Genomic DNA, 14,054 nt, shown 5'->3' with positions numbered 1-14,054 from the left:
AGGACCGGGCCGGGTGCGGCGGGGGATTCGGGCGCGGCGGTCACCCGAGCTCCTTGGCGTCGATGTAGCCGGAGTCGACCAGGACCTTCCGGTAGTTCGACTTGTCGACGCTGACCGGGTCGAGCAGGAAGGCGGGCACGACCTTCTTGCCGTTGTTGTACGTCGTTTCGTCGTTGACCTCGGGCTTCTTGCCGTTGAGGACCGCGGTCACCATGTCCGCCGCGACCTGGGCCAGCGCCCGGGTGTCCTTGTAGACGGTCTGGGTCTGCTGGCCCGCGATGATCGACTTCACCGAGGCGACCTCCGCGTCCTGGCCGGTGACGACCGGGAGCGGCTTGGCCTTGCTCCCGTAGTCGTCGGACTTCAGGGCCGACAGGATGCCGATGGAGATGCCGTCGTACGGAGAGAGCACCGCGTCGACGTGTGCGGTGGAGTACGCGGAGGTGAGCAGGTCGTCCATGCGCTTCTGCGCGGTGCCGCCGTCCCAGCGCAGCGTGGTGACCTGGTTGAGCCGGGTCTGCTTGGAGCGTACGACGAGCTGCTTCTTGTCGAAGTAGGGCTTCAGTACCTTCATGGCGCCGTTGAAGAAGTACTTGGTGTTGTTGTCGTCGTTGGACCCGGCGAACAGCTCGATGTTGAACGGGCCCTTCTTCGCGCCGTCCTTCAGTCCCAGCTTGTCGACGATGTACGTGGCCTGGAGCTCGCCGACCTTCTCGTTGTCGAAGGAGGCGTAGTAGTCGACGTGCGGGGAGCCCAGGATGAGCCGGTCGTACGAGATCACGGGGATGTCGGCGTCCGCGGCCTGTTGGAGGACGTTGGACAGGGCCTCGCCGTTGATGGCGGCCACGACCAGGGCGTCGACGCCCTGCGTGATCATGTTCTCGATCTGGGCGACTTGCTGGTCGGGGTCGTCCTCCCCGTACTGGAGCGTGGTCGCGAATCCGGCCTTCTTCAGGCTCGCCGTCATGTTCTTGCCGTCGGCGATCCACCGCTCGGAGGACTTGGTGGGCATGGCGATGCCGATGGTGAGGTCCTTCTTGTCCTTCCCCTCCTGGCTGCCCCCTTCACTGTTCTGTCCGCAGGCGGTGAGGAGCAGGGCGCAGCCGGTGGTCACCGCCACGAGGGCGGACGCGGCTCGGAAGTTCTTCATGGGCATTACCTGACAATCCCGTCGTGCGGCGGCCTTGGTGGAGCTCGATTGTTAGCGCTCGCATCAACCCCGTGCAAGGGGCCTCCACGTCTTTTCTTGTGTCGGCGCACGGCCGTAACCGGAGGAAAGGGAGGTAATCGTGGCGCATCCCGCAGGTTCAACCCGCTGGCCGCGCTACGCGCGGGGCCGGGTGGCGCCGCCGGGCCGGACCGGAATGACAAAAGTGCACGCAACCCTTGCCCCCAGGGATTGTGAGCGCTAACAATCAACGGGGGCCGTCGGCGCCCCGTTCACCCCTGACGAGAGAGACCGCATCGTGACGCCACACGCCTCCTCCGGCCCCGTCGACCGTCACCATCCCGACGCCTGCACGGTCGGGGTGGACTTCGGCACCCTGTCCGGGCGCGCCGTGGTGGTCAGGGTCCGCGACGGCGCCGAACTCGGCTCGGCGGTCCACGACTACCGCCACGCCGTCATCGAGGACCGCCTCCCGCTCACCGGCGTACCGCTGCCCCCCGACTGGGCGTTGCAGCACCCCGAGGACTGGCGCGACGTGCTCCGCACCGCGGTCCCGGCGGCGGTCGAGGCCGCCGGGGTCGACCCCGCCCGCGTCATCGGCATCGCCACCGACTTCACCGCCTGCACGGTCCTGCCGGCCACCGCGGAGGGCGTCCCGCTCGCCCTGCTCCCCGAGTGGGCCGATCGCCCGCACGCCTGGCCGAAGCTGTGGAAGCACCACGCCGCGCAGGAGCAGGCCGACCGCATCAACGCCCTCGCGCACGCCCGGGGCGAGACGTGGATCAGCCGGTACGGGGGCCGGATCTCCTCCGAGTGGCAGTTCGCCAAGGCCCTCCAGGTGCTGGAGGAGGACCCCGCGGTCTACGCCGCCTGCGCCCGCTGGATCGAGGCGGCCGACTGGATCGTCTGGCAGCTCACCGGCGCCGAATCGCGCAACACCTGCACCGCCGGCTACAAGGGGATCCACCAGGACGGGGCCTACCCCTCACCCGAGTATCTCGGCCGGCTCCACCCGGACTTCGCGGACTTCCCCGCCACCCGCCTCGACCACCCGCTCGCACCCCTGGGCTCCCGCGTCGGCGGGCTCAGCGGCCGCGCCGCCGGGTGGACGGGCCTGCCCGAGGGCATCGCCGTCGCCGCGGGCAACGTCGACGCGCATGTGGCGGCCCCCGCCGCCGGAGCCGTCGAGAACGGGCGGCTGCTCGCCATCATGGGCACCTCCACCTGCCACGTGCTCAACGGCGCCACCCTCGCCGACGTCCCCGGCATCTGCGGCGTGGTCGAGGGCGGCATCGTGGCGGGCGCCTACGGCTACGAGGCAGGGCAGAGCGCGGTCGGCGACATCTTCGCCTGGTGGCTCCGGCAGGGCGTACCGGACGACTACCGCACCGAGGCCAGGGACGCAGGGGAGGACCTGCACCAGCTGCTGACCCGCAAGGCCGCCGGACAACCGGTCGGGGCGCACGGACTGGTCGCCCTGGACTGGATGAACGGCAACCGTTCCACCCTCGTCGACCACCACCTCTCCGGGGTCGTCGCGGGGCTCACCCTCGACACCCGCCCCGAGGACGTCTACCTCGCCCTCCTCGAATCCACCGCGTACGGCACCCGGGTGATCGTGGAGGCGTTCGAGAACGGCGGAATCCCCGTCGAGGAGTTCATCGTCACCGGCGGCCTGAAGAAGAACGCCCTCCTCATGCAGATCTACGCCGACGTCCTGCGCCGCCCCGTCTCCCTCGGCACCTCCGAGCAGGGGCCCGCCCTCGGCTCCGCCATCCACGCCGCCGTCGCCGCGGGCGCCCACCCGGACGTCCGGACCGCCGCCGCCGCGATGGGCAGCGTCCAGCGGCACGCGTACACCCCGGACCCCGCCCGCGCGGACGCCTACGACGCGCTGTTCCGCGAATACCGCGCCCTGCACGACCACTTCGGCACCGGCGCCGACCTCCTCCTGCACCGCCTGCGCCGCATCCGCAACGCCGCGCGCACCACGACCGCCGGCTGACCGGCAAGAACCCTTTTCCCGCACAACGAGGAGCACACCCGACATGACGCTCGCCCAGCCCGACCGCGAGATCTGGTTTCTCACCGGCAGCCAGGCCCTCTACGGCGACGAGACCCTGGCCCAGGTCGCCGACCAGTCACGCGTCATCCGCGACACCCTCGCGGACCAGCCGCAGATGACGGTGCGCGTGGTCTGGAAGCCCGTCCTCACCGACGCGGCCGCCATCCGCCGGGTCTGTCTCGACGCCAACGCCGACGACCGGTGCATCGGCCTCATCGCCTGGATGCACACCTTCTCCCCGGCCAAGATGTGGATCGCCGGCCTCGACGCGCTCAGCAAACCCCTGCTCCACCTGCACACCCAGGCCAACCGCCAACTTCCCTGGTCCACCATCGACATGGACTTCATGAACCTGAACCAGGCCGCCCACGGCGACCGCGAGTTCGGCTTCGTGCAGACCCGCCTCGGCGTCCCCCGCAAGACCGTCGCCGGCCATGTCACCACCCCCGAGGTGACCGACCGCATCGCCGGCTGGGCGCGTGCCGCCGTCGGCCGCGCCGAACTCGCCGGACTCAAACTCGCCCGGTTCGGCGACAACATGCGCGACGTCGCCGTCACCGAGGGCGACAAGGTCGAGGCCCAGCTGCGGTTCGGCGTCTCGGTCAACACCTACGGCGTCAACGACCTGGTCACCGCAGTCGACGCCGCCGACGAGGACACCGTCACCGCGCTCGTCAAGGAGTACCAGGACCTCTACGCCCTCGCCCCCGAGCTGCGGCCGGGCGGCGAACGCCACGACTCCCTGCGCTACGCCGCCCGCATCGAGGCCGGGCTGCGCGCCTTCCTCACCGAGGGCGGCTTCCGCGCCTTCACCACGAACTTCGAGGATCTCGGCGGCCTGCGCCAGCTGCCCGGGCTCGCCGTCCAGCGCCTGATGGCCGACGGCTACGGCTTCGGCGGCGAGGGCGACTGGAAGACCTCCGTCCTGCTGCGCACCCTCAAGGCCATGGCGCACGGACGGCCCGGCGGCACCTCGTTCATGGAGGACTACACCTACGACCTCACGCCGGGCCAGGAGCTCATCCTCGGCGCACACATGCTGGAGGTCTGCCCCTCGCTCACCACGGCGACCCCCAGCTGCGAGATCCACCCGCTCTCCATCGGCGGCCGGGAGGACCCGGTCCGGCTGGTCTTCGACGCGGCCCCCGGGCCCGCCGTCGTCATCGGGCTCGCGGACATGGGCGACCGCTTCCGGCTCGTCGCCAACCACATCGACGTCGTCACCCCGCCGGAGCCGCTGCCCGCACTGCCGGTCGCCCGCGCCGTGTGGCGGCCCAGCCCCGATCTGCGTACCTCCACCGAGGCATGGCTGACGGCCGGAGCACCGCACCACACCGTCCTCACCACCGCACTCGGCGGCGAGGAGCTGGAAGACCTCGCCGAGATGCTGCGCACCGAACTCGCCGTCATCGACCGGGACACCACCATCCGGCGGTTCACCCGCGAACTGCGCTGGAACCAGGCGTACCACCGGCTGGCCCAGAGCCTGTGACCGCCGCCGACACCTCCACCAGGACGGAGCCCCCCGTGGCCGGGACCGTATCGAACGAGCTGCGTCGAGAAGTGCTCGAAGCCAACCTCCGCATCCCCCTGGCCGGGCTCGCCACCCTCACCTGGGGCAACGTGAGCGGCGTCGACCGGGAGGCCGGTGTCTTCGTCATCAAGCCGTCCGGGGTCTCCTACGACGCGCTGGGCGCCGACGACCTCGTCGTCGTCTCGCTGGCCGACGGAAGCGTCGTGGAGGGGCGGCTGCGCCCGTCCACCGACACCGAGACGCACCGCAGCCTCTACCTGGCCTTCCCGTCGATCGGCGGGGTGACGCACACCCACTCCACCCATGCGGTCGCCTTCGCGCAGGCCAGGCGCCCGATCCCGGTGCTCGGCACCACCCACGCCGACACCTTCAACGGGCCCGTCCCGGTCACCGCCGCGCTGACACCCGAGCAGTGCGCCAAGGACTACGAGTACAACACCGGGCAGGTCATCGTGGACCTCCTGGAGGGCGACGACACCCGGGCCGGGGAGGTTCCCGGCGCCCTGGTCGCCCATCACGGCCCGTTCACCTGGGGCGCCGACGCCACCAAGTCCCTGGAGCACGCCATCATCTGCGAGGCGGTCGCGGAGATGGCCCTGCACACCATCGCCCTGGGCACGGTGGAACCCCCGCAGCACCTGCTGGACCGCCACTTCACCCGTAAGCACGGTCCTGACGCGTACTACGGCAACCGTTCCTAGCCAGTGTGCATGAGTGAGTCCTGGACCCACTGATGTGTTCTGGGCGCATCCCGAACGGTGTTGGATGCGCCGGGTCGCCGCTTTCGCATCCCGCTCGGTGGCGCGCCTCCGGGGGCGTGGTCCGTTGCGGGTGGGCGGGTTCCCTCACGCCCTCGTGCACCTGATGCGGTCTGGACGGTCCGATGCCCCGCACGACCACTCCGGTCGTGTGGGGGCGGTGTCGTCCGACGCCGGATCGGGTGTCCGAGGGCGCGTCTCCCGATCGCGATACCGGCGGCATCGTGACGGGACATCTTCCGGTGCGGGGTGGCCAGCGGCTTCTGCCAGTGCTGAGCACCCCACCGTGAGGTGTAGGCGGGGTCGACCGCGATGATCGGGAGACCGTGTTCGGCGGCCATGGAGACGAGGCGGGCCTTGAGCTTGCCGGTGGGCATGCCGGAGATCAGCTGCCGGAAACGCTTTCGGCGGCCGTGCTTCTCCCGGGTCTTCTCCGCGCTGAAGTCGAGGTCTTCGATGGCGATCGCGGTGACGCGGGTCTGGCGGGCCCAGTGCAGGAGGCGGGGTGAGGGCGTGGCGGAGCTGCACGTCACGGTGTGCGGTGGTTCCGCCGAGGTCGTACGGGAAGCGGTGGGGTTCGCCGACGTCAGGTACCAGCGGTCCCGGCCGGTGTCGTCATGGATGCGGTGGGCGACAGCACGGTTGCCTTCGACGCGGTCGGCCCACTCCCCACCCCGGTGCGCGAACGCCACCGTTGCGGTGAGGGCGTAGCGGCCGTGCAAGGAGTTGGCCAAGTGAGCCAGAGGGGCGGGCAGTTTGATGCTGACCTGGCCTTCCGGGGTGACGCGGATCGTTTCGTTGCCGTACCGCTTGCCCGACTCACCGTCCGCCCCCAGGAACCACCGCTCCGCCTCGCACTCATTCGACCCCGAAGCATCCGTTCCCACCCTCACCCACCGCACCGCCCGACTCACACACAGGCGCTACAACTCACTCATGCACACTTCGAAGACAATGGCTCACCACCCCGGGGCCGCGTGAGCCTTCAGCGGCCGGCGGGCGGCCGCACGCTCTCCCGGCGGACGAGCTCCGGGGTGATGACGGGCTGCGCGCCCTTCGTCTCGGCACCGTTGATCAGCCCGAGCAGGAGGTCGAGCGTCGTGGTGGCGACCGCGCCGAAGTCCTGGCGCACGGTGGTCAGCGGCGGCGAGTAGAACGCCGACTCGGGCACGTCGTCGAACCCGGCGATGCTCACCTGGTCCGGGACCGAACGCCCCCGCTCGGTCATGGCGCGCAGGGCGCCCAGCGCCTGGTGGTCGTTGGCCGCGAACACCGCGGTGACCTCCGGCATCCGGGCCAGCATCTGCCCCGCCCGGTACCCGGAGGCGGCGGACCAGTCGCCCGTGCTGACCGGCGGCACCTCCGCCCCGGCCTCCTGGAGCGCCCGGCGCCACCCGCGGATGCGGCCCGCCGCGTCGAACCAGTCCGGCGGGCCCGAGATGTGCCACACGGTCTCGTGGCCCGCCTCCAGCAGGTGCTTCGTGGCCTCGTACGCGCCCTGCTCCTGGTCGACGGCCACCATCGGCGCGCCGCGCTCGGGGTCGCCGTCGATGGTGACCAGGGGGACCTCGGCGGGCACCCCGGCCAGCGCGGCGTCGGCCGAGGCGGTGGGCGCGATGACCACGATCCCGGCCACGCGCTCGTCGCGGTGGCGCTCGACGGCGGCGGTGATCGAGGACTGCCCCAGCTCGGGCACCCGGTGCACGCTGACCGCGAAGCCCTGGCGGGCGGCGGCGATCTCGAACGCGGCCAGGAGCGAGGAGGGTCCGTACAGCGTGGAGTTCTGCGCGATCACGCCGATCAGCTGCGAGCGGCCCGTCACCAGGGCGCGCGCCGCGCGGTTGGGCCGGTAGCCCAGCTCCTTCACCGCCGCCAGCACTCGCAGCCGGGTCTGCTCGCGGACGTTGGGGTGGCTGTTGAGTACCCGGGACACCGTCTGATGCGACACGCCCGCGAGCCGTGCGACATCGGTCATCGCCGGTTCCCGCACCACTGGACTCGTCACCGTGGCGTCCTCCACACCCATCTCCTCCTGACGGTGACCGCCCCGCCCCGACGGTCCGCCGGCGGCCGTGAGTGATCCGCGTTGAACGTTCAATCTACGCCCCGGCCACGGTGCGGCCCCCGCGGTGCGGGCTCCCACCGCCCCGCCGAGGCCGGCCCCCGTCAGCCTCCGAGCCCATAGTGAGCGCTAACAGTCTCGTTCACAACCAGTTCGCCGCGATGCCGAATTGTGGTTGCGCCAGGGGTTGACGCGGTAAATGTTAGCGCTCACTGTTGACGCCCGTGGCCCCCGATCGAAGCGGTCGACGGGCAGGGACGCACGGTTCACGATGGAGGACGACGCTGTGTTCAAGAGAATTGCCATGGCCGGCTGCGCACTGGCGCTGGCCGCACTGACGGCCTGCGGGAGCGGCGACGGCGGCGGCTCCAAGGGCTCCGGCGGCGACAAGCTGGTCATGGGCTTCGCCCAGGTGGGCGCGGAGAGCGGCTGGCGTACCGCCAACACCAAGTCGGTACGGGAGTCGGCGAAGACCGCCGGGATCGAGCTGAAGTTCTCCGACGCGCAGCAGAAGCAGGAGAACCAGATCAAGGCCATCCGCTCCTACATCCAGCAGAAGGTCGACGTGATCGCCTTCAGCCCGGTCGTGGAGACGGGCTGGGACGCGGTCCTGCTGGAGGCCAAGCGCGCGAACATCCCGGTGATCCTGACCGACCGGGCCGTCGACTCCTCGGACACCTCGCTGTACAAGACGTTCCTCGGCTCCGACTTCGTGGAGGAGGGCCGCAAGGCCGGGAAGTGGCTGACCGAGAACGCCAACGGTCCGGCCAAGGTCGCGGAGATCCAGGGCACCACCGGCGCCGCCCCGGCCATCGACCGGCAGAAGGGCTTCAAGGAGGCCATCGCCGGAAAGTCCGAGATCAAGATCGTGGCCTCGCAGAGCGGTGACTTCACCCGGGCGGGCGGCAAGCAGGTCATGGAGGCGCTGCTGAAGTCGCACCCCGACATCAACGTCGTGTACTCCCACAACGACGACATGGGCCTCGGTGCCATCGAGGCGATCAAGGCGGCCGGCAAGAAGCCCGGCACCGACATCAAGATCATCACCGTGGATGCGGTCAAGGCCGGGATGCAGGCCCTCGCGGACGGCGAGATCAACTACATCGTGGAGTGCAACCCCCTCCTCGGCGACCAGCTGATGGACCTGGCGAAGAAGGTCGTCAAGGGCGAGAAGGTCCCGGAGCGCGTGGTCACGGAGGAGACCGCCTTCACCTCGGAGCAGGCGGCCAAGGTCCTCAAGGACCGGAAGTACTGACAGGCGCCGCGGTCCCGCCACAGGCACGGGTGGCGGGGCCGCTCCACCCTTGACGAAAGCACGGGTCATGACCGATTCCCCAGCGGCCGGCGCCAGCCCGGTCGTCGACATGCGCGGTATCACCGTCGAGTTCGCCGGCGTCAAGGCGCTCGCGGGCGTCGACTTCCGCCTGTTCCCCGGTGAGGTGCACGCACTCATGGGTGAGAACGGCGCGGGCAAGTCCACCCTGATCAAGGCCCTCACCGGGGTCCACCGGCCGGCGGCCGGCACCATCCGACTGCACGGTGAGCCGGTCGAGTTCACCACCCCCGGCCAGGCGCAGGCCGCCGGGATCAGCACCGTCTACCAGGAGGTCAACCTCTGCGCCAACCTGTCGGTGGCGGAGAACATCCTTCTCGGCCACGAACCGCGCAGACTGGGCGCCATCGACGGCCGGGCCATGCGGGCCCGCGCCACCGGACTCCTGGCCCGGATCGGTCTGACCATCGACCCCGGCTCCGTACTGAGCAGCCACTCCATCGCCGTGCAGCAGCTGGTGGCCATCGCCCGGGCGCTGGTGGTGGACGCCCGGGTGCTGGTCCTGGACGAGCCGACCTCCAGTCTCGACAGCGACGAGGTCGAGGAGCTGTTCCGCATCGTGCGCGTGCTGCGGGACGAGGGTGTGGCGATCCTGTTCGTCTCGCACTTCCTGGACCAGGTCTACGCGTTGTCGGACCGGATGACGGTGCTGCGCAACGGCACGCTGGTGGGGGAGTACCTGCCGAAGGACCTCGACCGCATGGCGCTGGTCTCGGCGATGCTGGGCCGCGAGCTCGGCGTGCTGTCCGAGGTGGAGCGCCGCTCGGAGGAACGGGCCCCGGGCAGCGCCCCGGTCCTGGTCGCCCGCGGCCTCGGCCGCTCCGGTGCGATCGAGCCGTTCGACCTGGACATCCACGAGGGCGAGGTCGTCGGTCTCGCCGGGCTGCTGGGGTCCGGCCGGACCGAACTCGCGCGGCTGCTGTGCGGCGCCGACCGCGCGGACAAGGGCACCCTCTCGGTCGGCGGCGAGACGGTACGGGCCCGGGGGCCGCGCTCCCTCATCGCCAAGGGGGTCGCCTTCTGCTCCGAGGACCGCAAGGCCGAGGGGGTCGTCGCCGATCTGAGCGTGCGCGACAACCTGATCCTCGCCACCCAGGCGGCCCGGGGCTGGGCGCGACCGGTGCCCCGGCGCACCGCCGAGGCGATGGTCGCCGAATACATCGAACGGCTGGACATCCGCCCGGCCGACCCCGAGGCCGTGATGGGCAACCTGTCGGGCGGCAACCAGCAGAAGGTGCTGCTCGCCCGGTGGCTGGTGACCCGGCCCCGGCTCCTCATCCTGGACGAGCCCACCCGGGGCATCGACGTCGGCGCCAAGGCACAGATTCAGAAGGTGGTCGCCGAACTGGCGGCCGAGGGCATGGCGGTGCTGTTCATCTCCGCCGAACTGGAGGAGGTGGTACGGGTGTCCGACCGGGTCGTGGTCCTGCGGGACCGGCACAAGGTGGCCGAACTGTCCGGTGGTGACGTCTCCGTGGACGCCGTCATGTCGGCCATCGCGGCCGACGCCCACGCGGACGCGGCGGTGGCCTCATGATCCGCGGACGCCTGCTCTGGCCGCTCGCCGCGCTGGCCGGCCTGCTCCTGCTCAACGTCGTCTTCACCCACTCCTTCCTGGAACTTCGCATCCAGGACGGCCACTTGTACGGCAGCCTGGTGGACATCCTCCGCAACGGTGCCCCGACCATGCTCATCGCCGTGGGCATGACCCTGGTCATCGCCACCCGGGGCATCGACCTCTCCGTGGGCGCGGTCGCCGCGATCGCCGGCGCGATCGGCTGCACCTGGATCGCCGACGGCGGGGACGTGCCGACCGCCCTCCTCCTCGCCCTGGCCGTATCCGTGCTGCTCGGCCTGTGGAACGGCTTCCTGGTCTCCGTCCTCGGCATCCAGCCGATCATCGCGACCCTCGTCCTGATGACGGCCGGACGCGGCGGCGCGATGCTGCTCACGGAAGGCCAGATCGTCACCGTCGACAGCTCCGCGTACCGGCAGATCGGCGCGGGCTTCCTTGTCCTGCCGATCGCGATCCTGATCAGCCTCGCGGTCCTCGGCGGCGTCGCCCTGCTGACCCGTCGCACCGCGCTCGGCATGCTGATCGAAGCGGTGGGCGCCAACCCCGAGGCCAGCAAGCTCGCCGGGGTCCGCTCGCGCACGATCACCTGGACCGTGTACGTCTTCGCCGCGTTCTGCGCCGGTGTGGCCGGGCTGATGATCAGCTCCAACGTGAGCGCCGCCGACGCCAACAACGCCGGTCTGTGGATCGAGATGGACGCCATCCTCGCGGTCGTCATCGGCGGCACCTCGCTCGCCGGCGGCCGCTACTCCCTGGGCGGCACCCTCGTCGGCGCGCTCGTCATCCAGACGCTGACGACGACCGTCTACTCCATCGGTGTGCCCACCAACGTCACCCTGCTGTTCAAGGCGGTCGTGGTGATCACCGTCTGCCTGCTCCAGTCCCCGCGCACGGCGCGCATCATCGGCGGCCGGCGCAAGCCCCCCGTCACCGCACCCCGATCCGAGAAGGTGGCCGCCGGATGAGCACTTCGGCCCTCGCGTCCGTACGACCGCGCCTGCCCCAGCGGTTCCTGCCCGTCGTCGCCACCGTCGTGGTGTTCGCGGTGACCTTCGGCATCGGCTCGGTGCGCTACCAGGACTTCGCCTCCGGCCAGGTCGTCGCGAACCTCTTCATCGACAACGCCTTCCTCATCGTGCTGGCCGTCGGCATGACCTTCGTCATCCTGACCGGCGGCATCGACCTCTCCGTGGGGGCCGTCGCCGCACTGTCCACCATGATCGCCGCGTCCACCCTCAGGGCGGGCTGGCCGGTGCTGCTCTCCGTCCTCGCCGTCCTCGTCTCCGGGACCGTCCTCGGCCTGCTGATGGGCCTGGTCATCCACTACTTCGACGTACAGCCGTTCATCGTCACCCTGGCCGGGATGTTCCTGGCCCGGGGACTCTGCTTCCTCATCAGCGTCGAGTCGGTGTCCATCACCAACACGTCCTTCCGCGACTTCGCCACCGGCACCGTCGTGCTGCCCGGCGACGTCACGCTCACCTACAGCGTGCTCGTCGCGCTGGCCGTGGTGGCGGCGGCGGTGTACGTCCTCCACCTCACCCGCTTCGGCCGCACGGTGTACGCGGTCGGCGGCAGTGAGACCTCGGCGCGGCTGATGGGCCTGCCCACCACGCGGGCCAAGGTCGGCGTCTACGCGGTGAGTGGCTTCTGCTCCGCCCTGGGCGGCCTGCTGTTCGCGCTGTACATGCTCTCCGGCTACGGGCTGCACGCGGTCGGCATGGAGCTGGACGTCATCGCCGCCGTGGTCATCGGCGGCACGCTGCTGGCCGGCGGGGTGGGCTATGCGGCCGGTTCCACGGCGGGCGTCCTGGTCCTCGGCACCGTACAGGCGCTGATCTCCTTCGAGGGCACCCTCAGCTCCTGGTGGACCAAGATCGTCATCGGCGCCCTCCTGCTGGCCTTCATCGTCCTCCAGCGCCTCATCGTGCGGCAGCCCAGGTAACCGGCCCGGCTCGCACACACCCCCGCCGAGCACACCTCTGTGAACACCGAGGAACAGCGCATCCGCCCCACCGGACCACCCCCACCCGACGGCGAGTCGAGGAGCGCACACCCATGAGCCCAGCACTCTCCCGGCGCACCCTGCTGCAAGCCGCGGTGTTCACGGCGGCCGCACCCGCCATCGGAATCGCCCTCCCGCCGGCGGCCGCCGCCGCACCCCGCGCGGCGGCCGCCCCGGCCCTCCCCGCGCCATCCACCTGGTCGGTCCGCCCCTTCGCCCTCCAGGACGTCACCCTCGGACCCGGACTCTGCGCCACCGAGCGGCAGTTGATGCTCGACCACGCGCGCGGCTACGACGTGAACCGGCTGCTCCAGGTCTTCCGCGCCACCGCCGGACTGGCGACCGGGAACGCCGTCGCACCCGGCGGCTGGGAGGGGCTGGACGGCGAGGCCAACGGCAACCTGCGCGGCCACTACACGGGCCACTTCCTCACCATGCTCTCCCAGGCGTACGCGAGCACCGGCGACACCGCCCACGCGGACAAGATCCGGACCATGGTCGGCGCGCTGACCGAGGTGCGCGAAGCCCTGCGCCACGAGCCGCGCATGCTCGCCGTCCCCGGGAAGTTCGGCACCGGGCAGGACAACGTACGCGTACCGCACCTTCACACGGGACATCCGGCCGGTCAGCCGCAAACCCGCGAAGATCCACGACACCGACCAGCTCGTCGCGGCCGACCTCACGGACCCCGGGGCCACCGACCGTGCCGTCGAGGGCAGCGAGGTCGCCTACCTCACCGTGGGCCTGCCGATGGACTCCGCGCTGTGGGAGCGGCAGTTTCCCGCGATGATGCGCAACGTCATCGACTCCTGCGCGAAGTACGGCACCAAGCTCGTGTTCTTCGACAACACCTACATGTATCCGGGGACCACCACCCCGCAGACCGAGACGACCGGCTTCGAGCCCAACGGCCGCAAGGGCCGGGTGCGCGCGCAGATCGCCACGACGCTGCTGGACGCGATGGCCGGGAAGTCCGTCGAGGCCGTCATCTGCCGGGCGCCGGAGTTCTACGGCCCGGGCAGGACCAAGAGCCTGACCAACTCGCTCGTCTTCGACCGCATCAAGGCGGGCAAGCAGCCGCTCGTCCCCGTCGCCGCGCACACGGCCCGCTCGCTCATCTGGACCCCGGACGCCAGCCGCGCCATGGCCCTGATCGGCAACACCCCGGACGCCTACGGCCAGACCTGGCACCTGCCGGTCGACCCGGACCGCCGCACCTACGCCGAGCTGGTCCAACTGGCCGGAGAGATCACCGGCCGCCGCCTCCGGTATACGGTGCTGCCCGAGGCCCTCTTCCGGACCGGCGGCCGCTTCGTCGGGCAACTGGGCGAGGTGCGGGAACTGTTGCCGCGCTACCGGGGCGACAACATCTTCGACACCACGAAGTTCACCACCCGCTTCCCCGGCTTCCCCGTCACCTCCTACCGCGAGGGAATCACCGAGATCCTGGGCGCCTGAAGGGAGTTGCCCCCCTTCGGGCTGGTGCGGATGTGACCCGTGAGGAAGCATGGGGCCCGCGTGGCACGGAGTCGCCCGTGCCGCCGTCGTACGAC

The 14,054-nt window shown here is 70.7% G+C and carries 9 protein-coding genes and 3 pseudogenes; 9 read left to right on the top strand and 3 right to left on the bottom strand.

Annotation, left to right across the window (positions count from 1 at the left end):
- Window positions 1-40 precede the first annotated feature (40 nt).
- Window positions 41-1,150 carry a multiple monosaccharide ABC transporter substrate-binding protein gene (gene chvE, locus OHS17_RS04755; RefSeq protein WP_330311187.1) on the bottom strand — a complete coding sequence of 370 codons (1,110 nt, stop codon included), beginning with the start codon at window positions 1,148-1,150 and terminating at the stop codon, window positions 41-43.
- A 316-nt stretch (window positions 1,151-1,466) separates the two neighbouring features.
- Here chvE and araB point away from each other — a divergent pair, with 316 nt between their 5' ends.
- Genes araB through araD form a run of 3 tightly spaced genes read left to right on the top strand, consistent with a single transcriptional unit; the run spans window position 1,467 to window position 5,468 of the window.
- Window positions 1,467-3,173 (top strand): ribulokinase, encoded by a 1,707-nt coding sequence (araB, locus tag OHS17_RS04750; protein ID WP_330311186.1) that lies wholly within the window; start codon window positions 1,467-1,469, stop codon window positions 3,171-3,173.
- A 43-nt stretch (window positions 3,174-3,216) separates the two neighbouring features.
- Complete coding sequence (gene araA, locus OHS17_RS04745; protein ID WP_073865094.1) at window positions 3,217-4,725, top strand: L-arabinose isomerase; 1,509 nt, start codon at window positions 3,217-3,219, stop codon at window positions 4,723-4,725.
- A gap of 35 nt (window positions 4,726-4,760) precedes the next feature.
- Window positions 4,761-5,468 (top strand): L-ribulose-5-phosphate 4-epimerase AraD, encoded by a 708-nt coding sequence (gene araD / locus OHS17_RS04740; protein WP_330311185.1) that lies wholly within the window; start codon window positions 4,761-4,763, stop codon window positions 5,466-5,468.
- On the opposite strand, the pseudogene OHS17_RS04735 reads toward araD, so the two are convergent.
- Together OHS17_RS04735 and OHS17_RS04730 are read right to left on the bottom strand one after the other, a co-directional pair.
- Window positions 5,465-6,406, bottom strand: a pseudogene (locus tag OHS17_RS04735) (IS200/IS605 family accessory protein TnpB-related protein); the annotation flags it as partial. The gene araD and the pseudogene OHS17_RS04735 sit on opposite strands and share 4 nt — an antisense overlap.
- Window positions 6,407-6,510: 104 nt before the next feature.
- A complete protein-coding gene (locus OHS17_RS04730) occupies window positions 6,511-7,551 on the bottom strand; it encodes a LacI family DNA-binding transcriptional regulator (protein WP_073865095.1) in 1,041 nt (346 codons plus the stop codon).
- Window positions 7,552-7,891: 340 nt separating this feature from the next.
- Here OHS17_RS04730 and OHS17_RS04725 point away from each other — a divergent pair, with 340 nt between their 5' ends.
- From OHS17_RS04725 to OHS17_RS04700, 6 genes and pseudogenes are all read left to right on the top strand, one after another.
- Complete coding sequence (locus tag OHS17_RS04725) at window positions 7,892-8,842, top strand: ABC transporter substrate-binding protein (protein ID WP_330315158.1); 951 nt, start codon at window positions 7,892-7,894, stop codon at window positions 8,840-8,842.
- 67 nt (window positions 8,843-8,909) lie between these two features.
- Complete coding sequence (locus OHS17_RS04720; RefSeq protein WP_330311184.1) at window positions 8,910-10,457, top strand: sugar ABC transporter ATP-binding protein; 1,548 nt, start codon at window positions 8,910-8,912, stop codon at window positions 10,455-10,457.
- The gene (locus tag OHS17_RS04715; protein WP_330311183.1) at window positions 10,454-11,461 is read left to right on the top strand and encodes an ABC transporter permease; all 1,008 of its coding nucleotides are present in this window, start codon (window positions 10,454-10,456) and stop codon (window positions 11,459-11,461) included. The genes OHS17_RS04720 and OHS17_RS04715 overlap by 4 nt, the downstream gene beginning before the upstream one ends.
- On the top strand, window positions 11,458-12,441 hold the full coding sequence (gene yjfF, locus OHS17_RS04710) for a galactofuranose ABC transporter, permease protein YjfF (RefSeq protein ID WP_330311182.1): 984 nt from the start codon (window positions 11,458-11,460) through the stop codon (window positions 12,439-12,441). Before OHS17_RS04715 ends, yjfF begins: the two co-directional genes overlap by 4 nt.
- A gap of 113 nt (window positions 12,442-12,554) precedes the next feature.
- Window positions 12,555-13,124, top strand: a pseudogene (locus OHS17_RS04705) (beta-L-arabinofuranosidase domain-containing protein); the annotation flags it as partial.
- Window positions 13,096-13,959: pseudogene (locus OHS17_RS04700) on the top strand (NAD-dependent epimerase/dehydratase family protein); the annotation flags it as partial. The pseudogenes OHS17_RS04705 and OHS17_RS04700, both read left to right, overlap by 29 nt.
- Window positions 13,960-14,054 lie beyond the last annotated feature (95 nt).

Origin of the sequence: Streptomyces sp. NBC_00523 (genome assembly GCF_036346615.1) — a bacterium.
In the GTDB taxonomy this organism is placed as follows: Bacteria; Actinomycetota; Actinomycetes; order Streptomycetales; family Streptomycetaceae; genus Streptomyces.
This window is presented reverse-complemented; position numbering and strand designations above follow the sequence as displayed.

What these genes read in the sequence shown, in the direction of transcription:
- araA (WP_073865094.1), top strand. Translation starts at nt 3,217, where the DNA reads ATGACGCTCGCCCAGCCCGACCGCGAGATCTGGTTTCTCACCGGCAGC.
- OHS17_RS04725 (WP_330315158.1), top strand. Translation starts at nt 7,892, where the DNA reads ATGGCCGGCTGCGCACTGGCGCTGGCCGCACTGACGGCCTGCGGGAGC.
- OHS17_RS04720 (WP_330311184.1), top strand. Translation starts at nt 8,910, where the DNA reads ATGACCGATTCCCCAGCGGCCGGCGCCAGCCCGGTCGTCGACATGCGC.
- yjfF (WP_330311182.1), top strand. Translation starts at nt 11,458, where the DNA reads ATGAGCACTTCGGCCCTCGCGTCCGTACGACCGCGCCTGCCCCAGCGG.
- OHS17_RS04715 (WP_330311183.1), top strand. Translation starts at nt 10,454, where the DNA reads ATGATCCGCGGACGCCTGCTCTGGCCGCTCGCCGCGCTGGCCGGCCTG.
- OHS17_RS04730 (WP_073865095.1), bottom strand. Translation starts at nt 7,551, where the DNA reads ATGGGTGTGGAGGACGCCACGGTGACGAGTCCAGTGGTGCGGGAACCG.
- chvE (WP_330311187.1), bottom strand. Translation starts at nt 1,150, where the DNA reads ATGAAGAACTTCCGAGCCGCGTCCGCCCTCGTGGCGGTGACCACCGGC.